The sequence below is a fragment of the Sphingobium sp. JAI105 genome (assembly GCF_015752145.1).
GTDB classification, from domain to species: domain Bacteria; phylum Pseudomonadota; class Alphaproteobacteria; order Sphingomonadales; family Sphingomonadaceae; genus Sphingobium; species Sphingobium xenophagum.
In genome coordinates, this window is the sequence record NZ_JADOUC010000003.1 from 42,394 (window position 1) to 57,494 (window position 15,101).

Consider the following 15,101-nt stretch of genomic DNA (forward strand, 5'->3'; position numbering starts at 1 on the left):
ATGGGGGCGGTCCTATTGCTGTGGGCCACACCTGGCAGTGCTTTTCTGACTGGGGCCGATCTCGCTGCACGGCTTGTCGCCGCTGCAGCGATTGTGGGCGGCACTTTCTTTGGCTTCTGCGCTCATATCGAAGCTGTCTATTGGCGTGCGGCGCTGATCACGGGCGTTGGCCTGGTCATAGCTGTCGGCGGCTTGGCGCTCGTATGGAATTCGGTCAGGATGCCGATGCGTTCAGGGCGTTCTGCAGCGCAGCAATGCTTTCGACAACATCGTCGAATGCGGGCGCCGCGCCGAAGATCATGCCCGTCATCGCGCGATAGTCACCGCGCAAATCATCGACCATGTCGCCCTCGGGGCACAGCGCGAAACTTCCTGGCACGGCAGTCGCGAGGTCGAAGGCGGGCCGGTTGAAGAACAGCCTGGCATGCGCCACGCAATCGCGTCCAAGCGCCGGATCAGCCAGCGCGCGTTTGCCCGCATCGGATTGCAGCAGCTCATGGAGGTCATAATAATGGCGCGACACACGCTGCCCGTTGCCGCGCAGGACGCCGCGGATCTCGAACCAGCGCCGCAGGCCGTGGAGGATGACCACCTTGTCCCAGAAGGTCCGCTCCGCATCGACGATCGTGATATTGGTGATGGCAAGATCGATCCCCGGCACGTCGCTTTCGAGATAGGGCCGGACCGTATGTACTGCGTGGGGGTCGAGCGCAGACTTCGCGCCGGACTCGATCTTCACGGCCTTGCCGACGTAGGCGTCGACAGGCGTGACCGAGGGATAGCGTAGATAGAGCGCCTGCGCATCCTCGGGGTCCGGTTCGACGCGCCATTGCTCGGCGGCTATGCCCAGGCGGTCTGCGGCTTCGCCAACGAGCGTGGCGAGCTGGTCGTGCAGCGGTCCCTGGATATGCGCCTCGGAGGCCTCGCGGATCGCGTCGAGCGCGGCTTGCCGCTTCTTTCCGCTCATCGCCTCCAGTTCGGTGATCGAGGCGGTCTGCCCCAGATCGTCGCGAAAGACGGTGACGTCGATATCCTCGGAGAAGCGCCGGATGAGCCCGAAGCCCTTCGACAGCGAGGTGCCACCCTTGAACAGCAGGCGGGGACCATGCGGCAATCCGTTGAACAGGGCGTCGAGCGTCCAGCAAACCCAGAAATCCTTTTCGACATTCTGGGGCGTGGTGCCGATGCGCTGCGCGGTCGTCGTGAACAGGCCGAGACGGGTGTCGTCGTCAGCGCTGATGATGCGGTCATAGTCAGGGTTCATCATGCGGCCGACGCCCGACTGGCCAGCATCGGCTTCAAATATGCCTGCATCCATGCCGGCAGTGTCGACAGGCCATCGGCCAGATCGTCGCGCACGGATTTGCTCTGTCGGGCGTCATGCAGCAGCGCCATGATCCGTCGGTGGACCGTGGCATCGTCTTGTGGGTCGCTTCCCATCGTATCGCGCAGCCAGTGAAGGGCCTGGACGATCCGCATCGCGGGCCGCCCCGCCCAGAAGAGCTTGCTGGCGGCGGTCAGGCGGAAGCTGATCGTGAGATGGCCGAGATGGATCGTCTTCAGCCGCGCATCGGTATGGACGACGATCCTGGCCGGGACCGCGTTGGTGAGGCCCAGATCATTGGCGGCGGTCATGCCGTCGACCAGCACCCGGATCTGATCGCGTCGGGCGATCGCGTCGATGACCTCGCGGGGATCTGGTGGGCTACTTTGCTGGGTCAGGCTATTGCGCCCGGGCTTGTCGTAAAGGCCGCGGTCGATACGGCGGAGCATGTCAGCGGCGACCAGGCGTTGGAGCGTCTTGTCGACGGCATCGCGGCTGCCAAGGTCGAGAAAGTCCCCCGGCGTCCACACCGCTTTGGGTGCACGCGCGTCGATCCGCTGAAGAATGGCGGCTTTGAGGTCGGGAGTATCATCGGCCATGTCCGAAATCCCTATACAAATTTCGGACAAATGTAAATTAGACCTGTCCGAAGCTTGTAGACAGATTTCGGACAGCTTTATTCCGCTATCGCCCTCCGCGTCCGCTCAGCGGCAATGGCCCGCCGCATAGCGTCGCCACCGCAGCACCGTGCCAGTCGCGATCATGGCGCAACTCAGGTCGCCGATCCCCGGCGCAGAGCACCAGGCACCGGTGCGATCTCCTTTCGCGTTGCCGGTTGACCGACATTGGAGCCTAGGGCCGGCGACAAGGATATGGCCGGTGCCGGTTCTGCCTTTGGCGCCGCCAAGCAATCGGACCAGCGCGTCCCGCGCGGCGACGCCGCTGGCGCGCGGGCAGGGTTGACCGCGTCGGCAGGAGCCGCCGATCTCGCGTGCCGCTATTCCGCCAAGTCGAATCCGTGGTCCCTCCCGGCACCACACCGGTCCATCGCCGTCCCACACCCTGGTGGGCGTACAGATGAAAGTCTGCCCGGCGGGTACGGTCGCGACAGCGAGAAGCAGGGCCGTGAGCATCAGCGATGGGATCGGGACGGGGCGTTCGTCATGCGTCGGGGAACAGCGGCAATGTACCCGTCCTTGCGGCGGGCTCGTCGGCGAGAATATCATAGCAGCGCAAACGCACTGCCAGATGCCGGGCAAGCTGCGCCACCGCACGCCGCCGTACGGCTGCGTCACCGCAGCGAATATCCGTTACCAGTGCCGGTTCGGCGGTTGCGAGCGACACCTCAAGATGGAGGGTCAGGCTATCTTCATCGACTCGGAGCATAAGCGAAGCATAGAACAAAAAAAGAACAAACAGCAAGAGGTCGCCCTCTATCCCGGCCTGCGGATCATCTTCAAGCGCCTGTAGCCATGTCCGGGCCGACGAAGGCGCCTGCGGGTTCGCGCTGCTCAACAAACCCTATTTGATGGATGAACTCTCCAGCATCCTGCGCAAGACCGCGCGATCTGCGCAAGGGCCGACCTTGGAGACATACTAGAAGGGTCGGCGCGAAGCCCAAATCCTGGCGTCAGGCGGGTCCACCCCGCTCTTTGAGGCGCAATCCTTGGTCCGGCCGGCAGCCTCATGCGATCAACCCGTAAAGGGTCCGGTCGCTTGCGCTACGGCTTTTTGGCCTGCGGCAAAAAGTGATCGCGGCCACCGGCCGAACACATCGGGCGCCAGTCGAGCGGGGATGAACCCGCCGGCTTGCAAGGAGCCTCGATATGTTCACCGACATCAAGATCGCCCGCCTCCACGCGCTCGGCCTCTCCAGAACCCTCATGATCGCAACCATGGTTATCGGCATCGGCACGCAGTTCGCGGTCATCACCGCCGATGAGTTCGATGGCGACGTCGCGGTCATCAATGAATATGATCCGTTCAGTTGAAACCTTCAGGCGGGGGCATTCGCCCCCGCCGTTATTGTGCGAGCGCTGATTGGACGATCTTACCGAGGAAGCGAGCCCGCATTTCATCCACTCGACCCTGCGTGAGCGCATCGTGGAGCATGTCTTTGTCGGGGACGCGCTGCGCCGCCTGTGGCAACGGGGCGTGACCGATGTCGAGGTGCTGCGCTCCGAATTCGACGCGGGTGGCTATGATCTGGTCATGGCCCGCGGCCGCGTGACCCGCCATATCCAGTTCAAGACCAAAATCGTCGGCGGCAAGACCGATGAGGTCAAGATCAGCCTCAAGCTGATGGAGAAGCCGAGCGGGTGCGTCATCTGGATCGTGGTGACGCCAGACCTCTTTTTCGACCATTATCTGTGGTTCGGCGCGGGGCCAGGCGAGCCTTTGCCGGACATCACTTCGTTTGCCGTCGCCAAACATAGCAAGGGGACTGCGGACGGCCAGAAGAATGCGCGGCCGAACCATCGCAAGGTCCGGATAACCAGATTCGAGAAGGTCGCCAGTTTGGACGAGATATTGCTTCGCTTGTTCGGTGATCTGGGTGATGCAAAGGGGGCTTGAGCGGGGAGGGCGGCTCCGGCTGCGCCGGACCGGGCTCTAGGCGAAACGCCCCGAGCCCCGTGCCGGGTCTCGGCCCATGCGGGTCACGATCCCTGCCGTGGGGCAGGCCGTCAACGGCGCCCTGGAACGAGCAGGTCTGCGGCATTCGCGAAAGGGGCTGGTCGCCCATGGGCGAGATGCGCTGGCGGGCACAGGCTCAGGCCGTCGCGCAGCGCCCCGTCGTCGAGCAGGATCCGCCACGGTTCGCCATGCCGCCGGGCGGCAACGTAGAAGGTCGCGCCATCGCACGCGACCATGCGGCATCGTTCCTGGCGATCGATCAGCGACGCACTTGCGCCATAGCGGGCGACCAGATCGTCCAGATCGGCGCGCATCAGGGCGCCGCAGCGGCGGCACTGCGTGCGAACCTGGATCAGCAGCCGCTGCATCACGCCCACGCTCAATGTCCAGCGTGGCCAGAGGGCAATGATCCGGGCGGTGTCTGTCATGATCGAGGCGATAGATAGCGAAGCCCTCGGTTGCGCGTCCAGCAGCACGTCCGAAAAGTCGGCCATGCCGTTCCATTTTCCCTCTCACCGCTGCACCGATCGTCCCTTCCTGGCTTGGCGTCCTCGCCGCGGCACTTGCCAGCGCAAGCCCGTGCCGGGCTTCTCCACATCCGTTGCGACCCTGCGGGTGCGCGGGCGCGCTATGCCCCGGCGGTCCGGTCGCCTGTCGAAAGGCCCCGATCGGCGGGGTCTGACACAGATCAGGAAGTCGAACGTCATGGCCGACCCCCAGAATGACAAAGTCCTATCCGCAGACCAGCGCATCGCGACTATCGCGCGGCTCAATGATGCCCTGCGCCAGTCCATCCATAGCCCGGGCGTCAACCAGGTGGTCATGACCGCCGGGGTCGCCGAGCTGATCGGCGATACTAGCTTGTTCCGCGGGTTCCAGCGCCGCGCCGAACTGTTGCGCACCGTGCGCGACTATGACGCCTTTGGTCCCGACGTCGATCCCCATGGCGAGCGTGATTTCGGGCGCTTCGAACTTGCCGGCGAAGCCCTGTATTGGAAGATCGACTATTATGATCGGGCGCTGACCTATGGATCGCCCGATCCGACCGATCCCGAAGTCACCACCCGCGTGCTGACGCTGCTTCTCACCCACGAATATTGAGCTATCATGGCCCCGACCCTGTCGGGGCCACCTTTTACCGAAAGGGATTCGCAGATGAGCGAGCCTGTCATACAAGCCCTCGACCGGCTTTTCGATCTGGCCGCCTCGGACACGGGGCAAGCGCGTCGCGCCGCAAACTTCCTGCTCGCCTGGTGGAATGCGCAAGACAATGGCGGGTTCGATCTCGCCGACCTGTTCGGCGTCGACCACGCCGTTGCGGCCGACATGGCAGTAGTGTTCGTCTATCTGGGCGGTCATCACGGCGCGATCTATCCCGACCAGCTCGGCTATGAGGACAAGATCGTCGCCCTGGTCCACCAGTGGCGGTTGCGTGAGCCTGCCGACTGACCAAGGCGTCAGCCGCGAGCGCTGATCGCGTCGCGCCAACCGAGCCCGCTGACGTTGCCGCCGGGCTGCGCACAATGTCTCACCGAGCGATGGTGACGCCGGCTATCCCCCTGACCGGGGGGATGGCCGAAAAGTCTGCTTGAGCAGACTATCGCCGGTGCCGTCTGACGCCCACCGGGTCTTGCTCCCCGGCACGAGAGGAGAGGCTGCGCGGCGAGAGCGGCCGCGTTTCGCTGCGCGGTGAGGGGACCGACCGGTTTCCCTGGAACATGCCAAGGAGACCCGCCGTGGCCGACTATTTTTCGCGTCATCCAGACCATGCGTTGCTGTTCGCATTCGTCTGCTTCGTCATCACCGTTTACCTGTTCCGTTATGTCGGACCCGGCATCGGCGGCGGTGGCGACTGGTCGTCGCGCGAGCATTATGAGCGCAACCTGCGCGATGGTCCGCACGACTATGAATCCTGACGGCGCGGCGCCGATGCGAACGATCGTCGTCAGCCTGCTCAAGGGCGGGGTCGGCAAGACATTTCTTGCGACGCATCTCGCTTGGTATCTTGCCGAGCGAGATGGCAACCGGGTCGCGTTTCTCGACCTCGATCCGCAGGGTAGTTCCACCCGTCGGCTCGCCGGCGAGCGGGCCGGGTGGTTTGCAGCGGATCTGTTCGATCCCGAGGCGCGGCTCGACCTGACCGATGCGCCAGGCATCACTGTTTTCGCCGCCGATCCGCGCCTGCAGATGGTCAAGGCGGCCGCGGATGTCCGCGACTTCCTGGGCCGGTTTCCCGCGCTTGGCGCCCATTTCGATCATATCGTCATCGACACCGGTCCCAAATGGGATGAGCTGACCTTGAGCGCGATGGCGGTGGCCGACGCGGTGATCGCCCCGGTCCAGGTCGCCGAGGATTCGATCGAGTGCGCCAAGATGCTGCTCACCGCGCTCAAAAAAGCGGAAGGGGCGAGAGGCGGGCGCAAGGTCGATTTTCTCGGGCTGTTGCCCTCGATGGTCAATCCGTTCGACCGGCGCGAAATGGACAATGCGGTCAAGCTCGCCCGCGCCGTGGGCCAGAAACTGATGTTTCCCGCCTTCATCAAGGCGCGACCGACTTACAAGCATTCGGCCGAACAGCATCATCCGGTCTGGCTTGCTCTTACCCACAAGTGGTCGCGTGCGTGATTCGGCCTGCCGCGCGCCCATTGCGTGGCTGGAATCACCCATGATTCATTCTCCGGCACCTTTGGATAGTGAGGTGCCGGGATGGAACATAGCTGGGTGGACAAGGAAACGGCCGAGACCAATTTGGGTGATGCGCGGCTGAACCGACGACTTGGAGCGATGCTTGAAGCACTTGAACAGCGCCCTGGGCAATCTCTGCCGACGGCTTTTCAGGACTGGTCGAATACTAAGGCCGCCTACCGGTTCCTCTCGAACGAGAACGTGAGCGAAGACAAAATCCTGGAAGGGCATTTTGCAGCATCCGCCTTGCGCATTCAGGCAACCGAAGGTCCGATCCTCATCTTGCAGGACACCACCGAATTCAATTTCAAGCGCGCGGATCCGGATAAGATCGGATTTACGAAAAGCTCGACTGGTCGCAAGTTGAAGGATGGCCGGTTCCAGAAGTTCACGATCTGCGGCCTTCTGATGCATGTCAGCCTTGCGATTACGCCAGATGGACTGCCGTTGGGTCTCACGGCGGCGAAATTCTGGTCACGCTCCAAGTTCAAGGGAACTGCAGAGCTCAAGCGCAGGGTCAATTTGACCCGAATTCCCATCGATCAAAAGGAAAGTATCCGTTGGCTTGATAATTTGCGCCGGTCTACCGAATTGGCTGGAGAGCCGGGGCGATGTGTACATATCGGAGACCGCGAAAGCGACATTTACGAGCTTTATTGCTTGGCTGAAGAGCTCGGTACCAAATTCCTCGTGCGCAGCTGCGTCGACCGCCTGGCTCAAGATGGCAAGACGACCATCGCCCAAGTTATGGAAAGGACGCCGTGCAGCGGGACCCACGAGATCCAATTCCGCGATGCGAAAGGCAAGGAGCAGCGGGCAGTGCTATCGATACGATATGCAACAATGACGGTCCGGCCTCCAATCGGAAAACAGAAGAAATACATAAACCAAGAGCTTCAGATCATCCATGCCGAAGAACTCAATCCGCCGGAAGATCGCGAACGGATTCACTGGAAGCTTATAACTAATTTGCCTGTCAAAAACCACGCCGATGCCGTGCATAAGCTTGACTGGTACTCCAAGCGCTGGAAGATCGAGACATTCTTCCGGACCCTGAAAACCGGGTGCCGGATCGAAGAACTTCGCCTGACTACGATCAACCGCTTGGCCAATTGTATCGCCTTGTGCTGCGTCGTTGCCTGGCGCGTGTCATGGCTGACGATCCTGGCTCGTGAGGCTCCAGAGGCCACGCCTGCTGCCGTCTTCACCGAAACGGAGCGCAACCTTCTCGATAGCTCGACGCCAAAGTTGAGACGCGCGCCATCCCGCAACCTCGCATTCTATGTCAGAGCCGTCGCAAGGCTCGGAGGCTACCTGGACCGCGCGTCTGACCCACCACCCGGCACGACCGTCATATGGAGAGGAATGACGCGACTCGCCGATCTCGTTGAGGGAGCTCGAATCTCGAGGCCCCCAGCAGGCACTTGTGGGTAAGAGCAAGCCGGTCTGGCGCGAAACCGGCAGCGGCGCGAAAGCGGCCGCTGACGAAATCCGACCGATCCTGGCCGAAATCGTCCGCCGGATGGATGACCGTCGCCTGAGTGCGGCGTGATGGGCAAGTTCGATCAGCGCGCCGAAGAGTTCGGACTGCTTGTCGGTCTCCACGACAGCGCGCGGCGCGTCGAGGATCTGCCGCTCGACTGGATCATCGCCGACCCCGAAAACCCTCGGCGCGTGTTCGACGAGACGGAGCTCAAGGATCTTGCCGCGTCGATCGCCGCGCGCGGCGTCCTGCAGCCGATCATCGTCGCCCCGAAAAATGGCGAAGGACTTCATGTCATCCGCGTCGGCGAGCGGCGCTTTCGGGCATCGCGCCTTGCCGGGCGCGAGACTATTCCTGCCATCGTGATGGCGGTGGTGAACCGGGCCGACACGCTCGCCGATCAGATCGTCGAGAATGATCAGCGCGCGGGCCTCACCCCGCATGATCTGGCAACCGGGATCGAACGGATGCTGGCCGCCGGCGTAACCCAGGCGGAGATCGCCCGCGCGCTTGGCCGGTCGAAGCAGTTCGTATCGCTCTATGCCGCTTGTGCCGACATGGCGCCCTGGCTGCGGGCAGCGATCGATCAGATGCCGATCCGCTTGCTCTACGACCTCCACCGGGCTGCCCGCACGCATGGCGACGCGGTGCGCGCCTATGTCGAGCGGCTCGGCGATGAGAGCGTGACCCTGGCCGAGGGCGGCCGGTTTATCGCGGGGCTCAAGGCATCCGAGGCTCTGCCTGATACCGGGTTGCTTGACGTGCCTGCCCTGTCGAATGGGCAGGGCTCCGAGCGCGCTGCGCCAAGCAGGCCGGTTCGTGCTGGTGCTGGCCTGCGATCGATGTTCGGCACGGAGAAGTCTTTGGAGCCCCAGCCTCTTGATGCGGTTCGTGTGACCCTGGACGGGCGGACCGGACGTTTGATCCTGCCCGAGCTGGTCCGGGTGGTGTTCGACGACGGCGAGGAGATCGAAGCGCCCGTTGCCGGCATCGTTATGGGGTAAGCCATCGTCCGGGCGGGGCGCTCACACATTCAACCCTCACTCCGCGTAGAAACTATCGGGCTTTTCAGACAATTTTGACAGCCGCGCCCCCTTCTTCAGGGGCGCGGCTGTCTTCATTTTCTCGGATCGTGCTTATTGAATCACTCGGAAATATTGTGCTCTTTTGCAGATGTCAGGTCGGGTGAGATCCCTGGCTAGAGGGCGGGCGGAGTCTGCTTGAGCAGACTATAAGACGAGTGGTTTTAGGTGAGGGCCGGATAGGCTTGGCGCCGTCATTGTTAAACAATAGCAATGGGGTGTGGCGTTTTTTGGCCTCCGTCTGCCCGATGATCTCGCGGCGCGCTTCGATGCCAGGGCGACTGCCGCCGGCGGTCGCTCAGCGCTCCTGCGCAAGCTGATCGACGATGCGCTTGAGAACGCCGGGGACAGGTCGAGCGAGACGGCTTCGCCTCGGACCCGCACGACTGACCGGCTCCAACTTCGGCTCATGCGCGAGGATATTGAGAGGCTCGATGCGGCCGCCGATGCGCGCGGGCTAAAACGGACCGAATGGCTCGTGATGCTGTTGCGTCGGCGGCTTCATGCACATCCGCTTCCGCCGCGCGCCGACCGGGTAGAGATCGCGCAGTCCTGGCGCGAGCTCAACCGGATCGGCATCAATCTCAACCAGGCGGTCCATGCCCTTCATGCCGCAACCATGGTGGATTCGCGGCTCGACCTGGCGCGCGAGGCCGCGCGGGTCGCCTCCTTCCGTGACGAGGTGGCCGACCAGCTGCGCGCGCTTGGCCGCGCGCTGAAAGGTGATCTGAGCTATTGGGATACGCCCGATGACTGAGGACGATGACGGCGTCCTGCCGCTCCCCAGTCTGATGGAAGCCTGGCGACCGCCGGCCGGGGGCAAGCGTAGCCTGCGCGGAGGGACGCTGCGGATCCGTTCGGGTGGTGGCAAGGGGATAGGCGGGAGCGCCGCTGCGCCGATGTTGTCGCCGGCCGAGGCGCGCGCCAAGCTTGAGCGCATCGTGCGCAAGGCGCCCGAGGTCATGGTCAAGATCTCGGGCAAGCAGCGTGGGGCCAGGCACCTCGCCGAACATTTTGGCTATATATCGCGCCACGGGAAGCTCGAGGTTCGCAGCAGCGAAGGCGAGATCATCACCGACGAAAAGCGCCTGAAGGCGATCGCGGCCGATTGGGACATGCTCGATCAGGCGATGAACCCATATGGCAAGGAGCGACCGACCTCGATGTCGATGGTGTTGTCTATGCCCGGCGGTACGACCGATGCCGCGACCATCCATGATGCCGTCCAGGCGTTCGCGCGCGTCGAGTTCGAAGGGCAGTTCAGCTATATGGTGGCGCTCCACACCGACACCGCTAACCCCCATGTCCATCTGACCGTCGCGACCCAGGGTGCGGACGGGGCGCGGTTCAATCCGCGCAAGGCCGACCTTCATCATTGGCGCGAAAGCTTCGCCCATGAATTGCGCCAGCGCGGTATCACCGCCGAAGCGACGCCGCGCCGCGCGCGCGGCCATGTCCAGAAGCGGGTGCGCTCGCCGGCCCACCATCTGGAGGCACGGGCAGCGGGGCAGGGGAGGGATTTGGATCTCAACCGGCTGATCGAAGAGCGCGCGCAGGCGTTCGCACGGTCACAGAACCCAGAGCGGCGGGTGGAGGATGTGCTTGCGCTCGGCCGCCAGAAGCAGATCCGGGGGGCTTATGCAGAGGCCGCGGCAGCGCTGGCGGCAACCGGAAAGGACGAGGACCGCGCGTTGGCCGAGGATATCGCAGGGTTCGTGGCCGATATGCCAGCGGCGGTGTCTCGGCGGTTGCAGCGGGCGCGGGAGATCATGATCGCCGATCGGAGTTCGGCGGCAGCGGACAGCCGCAGCCGTAAATCGGATGCTTTGCCGTCGGCTGAGTCGGACAAAGTTAAACGCGAGCCCCCTGATCGCGAGCGCTAAAGATGTGGATAAGTTGGGGTAGGGGCGTATTTCAGTTAAAGCGCAGTCCGAATAGCCCGCCGGTTTCGGTTGCGTCGGTCAGCTTGGTGTCGAGCACATAGGCACTAACATCAAAGCCGTCACGAAAGCCGTCTTTCGGCAAAGCATCCGAATTCATCGTGACGATGTATTGGAATCCGACCGCGGCAGCATGATCGGCGCCGAGCTGCAACGCTTTGGCCACCTGCCGTTCGTCGACCCCGTCAAACAGATGACTGTCGTGAACCAGGAAACCCGGCCCCATGCCCCGGCGGGCGGTCAGTTCGGCCAGCATGAGATCGAAGCAGAATATCTGCATGTTGGTGATGCCCTTGCTGCGCTGGGCATCGATACGAATATCGACCTGGGGACCGTTGGGCGTGGCGCTGACCGTCAGGCTCCCGGCTTTTTCGTAAAGCGCGTTGGACAGATCCTCGAACACGAGGATCGCTTCCTCGATGATACTCTGACGTTCGTGATGATCGTCCTGAAGCGTCTTCAGGAGCCGGGCGCGCTCAATGTCGAGTTCGGCTTTCGTGCTTTCGATCTGCTCCGCCGTCGTGAGGCGTTGTCTCAGTCCCTCGGCGTCCGCCTCCGCGCGGCCGGCTTCCTGCTGGAGCGCTGCGTAATGTTCCAACGCGCCGCCGGATTGGAGGATGCCCATCAGCTGCCGACGCCGGCCATCGAGGGTTTCGCGTGCACGATCGCGCGTGCGGATACGATCTTCCGCGGCCTGGACCTCGGACGTCAGATGCGATCGCCGATTTTGCACGATAGCCTGGTGAAACTCTTCCACTTCCTCGAAGCGGCGACCGACCGAGCCCGGCAGTACGACACCGGCTTCGCGATAGAGGCGGTCCAGGCTGGTCGTCGCCGGCGGAAGCTCGCTGTCGATCGCCGCGCGCAACTGCAGGATCAGTTCCCGATCAGCGGTATTGTCGTCGCTGAGTGTCGAAATCTCGCGCGTGATCTGCGAAGCCTCCTGCTCCATCCCCGAATATTCTGGAACGACATTGAAGGTGTCGAGTTGCTCGCGCATCCTTCTGGCACGGGCTTCGGCGATCGTCATGCGGGTCCGGAGATCAGCCGCCGTGCCGAAATAACGGCCGAGACTGCCGTCCTTCGCCGCCTTGCGCAACTCCGCCATCGCGCGCTCTCGTGTGCGGACCTCCTGAAACTGTTGCGGCACGCTCGCGTCGAGGCCCAGGAGATAACTGATCGCTACCTGCTGATCCCAAGCCTGCTGCATCGAGGATTGCTGTGTGGGCGACACGAACCCGCCGCTATTCTGCCGCCGCACGAAATAGGAGAATAGAGATCGAAAGCTCGGCCGAAAGCGGCCGTTTGCTTCGTCGTCCACATCCGGGTTCAGGCGGAAAAGCAGCGCGCCCAATGCAGCGCGCCAATTTTCGTTGCTGATGATCAGATCGCCGGTCTTGGCTTCGAGAGACGGGGCGATCGGCCAATCGGATGTGTCGCCCTGCAATCGGATGCGGGATGGCTTGGTGCCGGATCGCGTGACATCGACGAGCGTCGGTCCGATATCGACACGGGCCTCGAAACTGAAGCCTGCCAGTTCATCGGAGCGGAAAATGCTGTCCTTGTCGGCATTGGCGCCGAACAGGAAGTGGATCAGCTCGACAAGGCTGGTTTTGCCGGCGCCGTTGCGGGACTGCCGATCGGTCGCCCCATCGCTCTTGTCAGCGAGCAGGATGTTCAGACCGGGCCGGAAGGCCAAGCTCTTGAAGCTCGGAAGGTCGCTGGAAAGGCCGTGGATCATGAAACGGTCTTCTGGACCAGACCACGATCGAACTGCACGGCCTTCACGATAAACAGCAGGTCGAGCGCCAGCACGAACCAGTCATAATTGATCGGTGCCGACACCGCCCGATCGCTGCGAGAAATGCGTATCTCATCCCAGAGACGGGAGACGGTCATCGGCTCGCGCAGGCAGCCGAGCACGTCGGCACCAACCGCCAGGAGCGCCCGATCGGGCCGGATATGTTTGGTCGGTAGAATCATATCGCGTCGATTCGAATCGCGTCCTCAAAGATGTCACAACGTTCAAAAAAGTAGGAAAGCACAGCCAGCACCGCGCCCTGGCGCGCTGGTTCTCCCGTCATACCCCCCGCGAAAGCCTGAAGCTCGCCGAAGATATCGTCCGGTGATAGCCCGACCGCCTTCAGGGCCTGATAGCGCACCCGGAACGCTTGTGCGATCTCTTCGCCGAGGTCGGGATCAGGCCAGCCGGCAAAAAAGGCTTCGACCAACTGCTCCCGGCGGCGGCCCTGCCGCAGCAGCCCGGCTGCGTCCTGGGAGAGGGCATTGCGTTCGAGCTTTGCGGCCGATGGCGCCACCAGCGATGGTTCCGCGTCCGGTTCCTGCCGTTGAATTGCCAGCAGCACCGGCCGCAACGCCTCGAAATCGAGCTTCTCCAGCACACGGCCCGATGGAACGGCGCCAAAGAGATCTTCGAGCTGGTGGAGCGCGAGCGACATGGCGATCAGCCGCAATTCCGCTTCGCCGCAAACGGCTAAGGCGACGTTCGGATTCGCGGCGTTGAGCGCGGCAAGTTTCTTGACGGCCTCGGCCGGGAGGCCGCGACTGTCGTTATGGACAAACTCCCACCGCAGCATTTTTGTCGTCCAATGGACGAGCGCGCCTGCGAAATCTTCATCGACCTTGGCAAGGATGGGTTCGAGTTTCATTGCATCGGGCGCATAGCATTGGAACACGGTGCCATCGCTGGCCCGGAAGCCATCGCATTTCAGGTCGCCTTTCGGACCGTAAGGACGGACGGGTTGGAAATCGCCTGGAAAGGCATGCGCCATGATACGGGCGAACAGGGTCTCGAACGCCTTGCCGCGCTCGCGCAGAAAGGCGTTCTCGAACTTGAGCCCATAGGCAAAGCGTTGCGTGTCGTCCAACTCATCCCCCGAACTTGACCACCATAACCTTTGGCAGAATCGGCAAGCAAATCTATTAATTTACGCCCATCGTCGGGCGATGAACGGCGCACTCAACTCCGGCAGGTCGGCTTCGCGCAAAACGCGCATACGGGAGAGATCGCGCTGGGGAATCATCAACGGCTCCGGATTATATCGAGTTCATCGGGCTCGACGTTGAGTCGGATGCGCCATCGGGCCAGCATCCTGCCCTCATTGGGAAACAGGGCATCAAGACGCTGATAGGTCGGCGTCAGCCGCGCGCGCAGCCGCTCCAATGCGGCTGCGTCGGCCAGTCCGTAAAATTCCAGAAGATAGCCCAGGCGGCGGATCACCGCGCCAACGCCGAGGCGAAGCGCGTATTCGATCATCAGTTCGACCCGCAGTGTATCGCGCCTCATCCAGAGGCCCTTGGCGACCTCCGTGACACCACCGACATATTGCGGATGGTAGAGACCATCGATGATGGTACGCTCGGGATCGCTGACCCTGACCTGCTCCTCGGATGTGATCCAGATCTCGGTCAGACCGAAGAAATTCTGCGGTTTGACGTCGACGAAGCGGAACTCATATCCGTGGATGTGCTGCGGGCGCAGCCGTTTGGTGCAGGAGACGATGATGGCCAACTGCGGTTGGGTGACCATGCGGTGCAGCTCGAGGGCGCTGCCGTGGGAGATGAAGTAGTCCGCATCGCCAACCAGTGTTCTTGCAATGAGGTAAGGATCGCTCACATGCTCGGTGTCACGGCCCCGCTCGAATGGCACCAGATTGTAGAGGCCAGGCTTGAGACGCGTGACGATGCCGCGCGCTTCCGTGTTTGCGACGAGGCTGCGTGCCGATGACGGGCTCAGACCTGTGATCTCGGTGACGTCCGCGAGCGAAAAGATCGGCCGACGGCGCTCGTTCAATTCGACGATCAGCTGGGCGGCACGAGGTCCAAGCGTCTTGAGATTATATCCTTCGCGCAATTTGAGCCTCTAAGTGCGATGTATGGCGCATTCGATATAACGACAATTATATTCTCTGGCAAGATTGTTGTGCCTTGCA

The 15,101-nt window shown here is 62.6% G+C and carries 20 protein-coding genes; 11 read left to right on the plus strand and 9 right to left on the minus strand.

Annotated elements, in window-relative coordinates; all coding sequences use genetic code 11:
- Positions 1-214 precede the first annotated feature (214 nt).
- The 4 genes from IWY39_RS23280 to IWY39_RS23295 all read right to left on the minus strand — a co-directional run bounded on the left by IWY39_RS23280 (position 215) and on the right by IWY39_RS23295 (position 2,710).
- Positions 215-1,267, minus strand: a complete 1,053-nt coding sequence (locus tag IWY39_RS23280; RefSeq protein ID WP_231377889.1) for a nucleotidyl transferase AbiEii/AbiGii toxin family protein — start codon at positions 1,265-1,267, stop codon at positions 215-217.
- Complete coding sequence (locus tag IWY39_RS23285) at positions 1,264-1,923, minus strand: DUF6088 family protein (protein ID WP_021243489.1); 660 nt, start codon at positions 1,921-1,923, stop codon at positions 1,264-1,266. Before IWY39_RS23285 ends, IWY39_RS23280 begins: the two co-directional genes overlap by 4 nt.
- 105 nt (positions 1,924-2,028) lie before the next feature.
- Positions 2,029-2,457 carry a thermonuclease family protein gene (locus tag IWY39_RS23290; protein ID WP_081659626.1) on the minus strand — a complete coding sequence of 143 codons (429 nt, stop codon included), beginning with the start codon at positions 2,455-2,457 and terminating at the stop codon, positions 2,029-2,031.
- A gap of 28 nt (positions 2,458-2,485) precedes the next feature.
- Positions 2,486-2,710, minus strand: coding sequence for a hypothetical protein (locus IWY39_RS23295; protein WP_196871739.1), 225 nt, complete (start codon positions 2,708-2,710; stop codon positions 2,486-2,488).
- Positions 2,711-3,150: 440 nt separating this feature from the next.
- On the opposite strand from IWY39_RS23295, the gene IWY39_RS23300 reads away from it, so the two are divergent.
- A complete protein-coding gene (locus IWY39_RS23300; protein WP_021243491.1) occupies positions 3,151-3,315 on the plus strand; it encodes a hypothetical protein in 165 nt (54 codons plus the stop codon).
- Between the two features lie 49 nt (positions 3,316-3,364).
- Positions 3,365-3,898 (plus strand): hypothetical protein, encoded by a 534-nt coding sequence (locus IWY39_RS23305; RefSeq protein ID WP_196871740.1) that lies wholly within the window; start codon positions 3,365-3,367, stop codon positions 3,896-3,898.
- A 110-nt stretch (positions 3,899-4,008) separates the two neighbouring features.
- Here IWY39_RS23305 and IWY39_RS23310 read toward each other — a convergent pair whose 3' ends face one another.
- Positions 4,009-4,386 (minus strand): hypothetical protein, encoded by a 378-nt coding sequence (locus IWY39_RS23310; protein WP_051187045.1) that lies wholly within the window; start codon positions 4,384-4,386, stop codon positions 4,009-4,011.
- 277 nt (positions 4,387-4,663) lie between these two features.
- Here IWY39_RS23310 and IWY39_RS23315 point away from each other — a divergent pair, with 277 nt between their 5' ends.
- The 9 genes from IWY39_RS23315 to IWY39_RS23355 all read left to right on the plus strand — a co-directional run bounded on the left by IWY39_RS23315 (position 4,664) and on the right by IWY39_RS23355 (position 11,091).
- Positions 4,664-5,059 carry a DUF3768 domain-containing protein gene (locus tag IWY39_RS23315; protein ID WP_021243495.1) on the plus strand — a complete coding sequence of 132 codons (396 nt, stop codon included), beginning with the start codon at positions 4,664-4,666 and terminating at the stop codon, positions 5,057-5,059.
- Positions 5,060-5,113: 54 nt separating this feature from the next.
- On the plus strand, positions 5,114-5,407 hold the full coding sequence (locus IWY39_RS23320) for a DUF7673 family protein (RefSeq protein WP_021243496.1): 294 nt from the start codon (positions 5,114-5,116) through the stop codon (positions 5,405-5,407).
- 287 nt (positions 5,408-5,694) lie between these two features.
- On the plus strand, positions 5,695-5,874 hold the full coding sequence (locus tag IWY39_RS23325; RefSeq protein ID WP_021243497.1) for a hypothetical protein: 180 nt from the start codon (positions 5,695-5,697) through the stop codon (positions 5,872-5,874).
- Between the two features lie 13 nt (positions 5,875-5,887).
- Complete coding sequence (locus tag IWY39_RS23330; RefSeq protein WP_231377890.1) at positions 5,888-6,583, plus strand: ParA family protein; 696 nt, start codon at positions 5,888-5,890, stop codon at positions 6,581-6,583.
- A gap of 81 nt (positions 6,584-6,664) precedes the next feature.
- Complete coding sequence (locus tag IWY39_RS23335; protein ID WP_107126268.1) at positions 6,665-8,077, plus strand: IS4 family transposase; 1,413 nt, start codon at positions 6,665-6,667, stop codon at positions 8,075-8,077.
- Positions 8,070-8,195 (plus strand): hypothetical protein, encoded by a 126-nt coding sequence (locus tag IWY39_RS23340; protein ID WP_443020022.1) that lies wholly within the window; start codon positions 8,070-8,072, stop codon positions 8,193-8,195. The genes IWY39_RS23335 and IWY39_RS23340 overlap by 8 nt, the downstream gene beginning before the upstream one ends.
- Complete coding sequence (locus tag IWY39_RS23345) at positions 8,195-9,130, plus strand: ParB/RepB/Spo0J family partition protein (protein WP_021243499.1); 936 nt, start codon at positions 8,195-8,197, stop codon at positions 9,128-9,130. The genes IWY39_RS23340 and IWY39_RS23345 overlap by 1 nt, the downstream gene beginning before the upstream one ends.
- A 487-nt stretch (positions 9,131-9,617) precedes the next feature.
- Positions 9,618-9,965, plus strand: coding sequence for a hypothetical protein (locus tag IWY39_RS23350; RefSeq protein ID WP_328514153.1), 348 nt, complete (start codon positions 9,618-9,620; stop codon positions 9,963-9,965).
- Entirely contained in the window at positions 9,958-11,091 is a 1,134-nt protein-coding gene (locus IWY39_RS23355) for a relaxase/mobilization nuclease domain-containing protein (protein ID WP_021243501.1), read from the plus strand. Before IWY39_RS23350 ends, IWY39_RS23355 begins: the two co-directional genes overlap by 8 nt.
- Before the next feature lie 31 nt (positions 11,092-11,122).
- Here IWY39_RS23355 and IWY39_RS23360 read toward each other — a convergent pair whose 3' ends face one another.
- From IWY39_RS23360 to IWY39_RS23375, 4 genes are all read right to left on the minus strand, one after another.
- Complete coding sequence (locus IWY39_RS23360; protein ID WP_021243502.1) at positions 11,123-12,889, minus strand: ABC-three component system protein; 1,767 nt, start codon at positions 12,887-12,889, stop codon at positions 11,123-11,125.
- On the minus strand, positions 12,886-13,131 hold the full coding sequence (locus tag IWY39_RS23365) for an ABC-three component system middle component 6 (protein ID WP_021243503.1): 246 nt from the start codon (positions 13,129-13,131) through the stop codon (positions 12,886-12,888). Before IWY39_RS23365 ends, IWY39_RS23360 begins: the two co-directional genes overlap by 4 nt.
- Entirely contained in the window at positions 13,128-14,036 is a 909-nt protein-coding gene (locus IWY39_RS23370; protein ID WP_021243504.1) for an ABC-three component system protein, read from the minus strand. The genes IWY39_RS23365 and IWY39_RS23370 overlap by 4 nt, the downstream gene beginning before the upstream one ends.
- Positions 14,037-14,191: 155 nt before the next feature.
- Positions 14,192-15,022 (minus strand): type IV toxin-antitoxin system AbiEi family antitoxin domain-containing protein, encoded by an 831-nt coding sequence (locus tag IWY39_RS23375; RefSeq protein WP_021243505.1) that lies wholly within the window; start codon positions 15,020-15,022, stop codon positions 14,192-14,194.
- Positions 15,023-15,101: the final 79 nt, after the last annotated feature.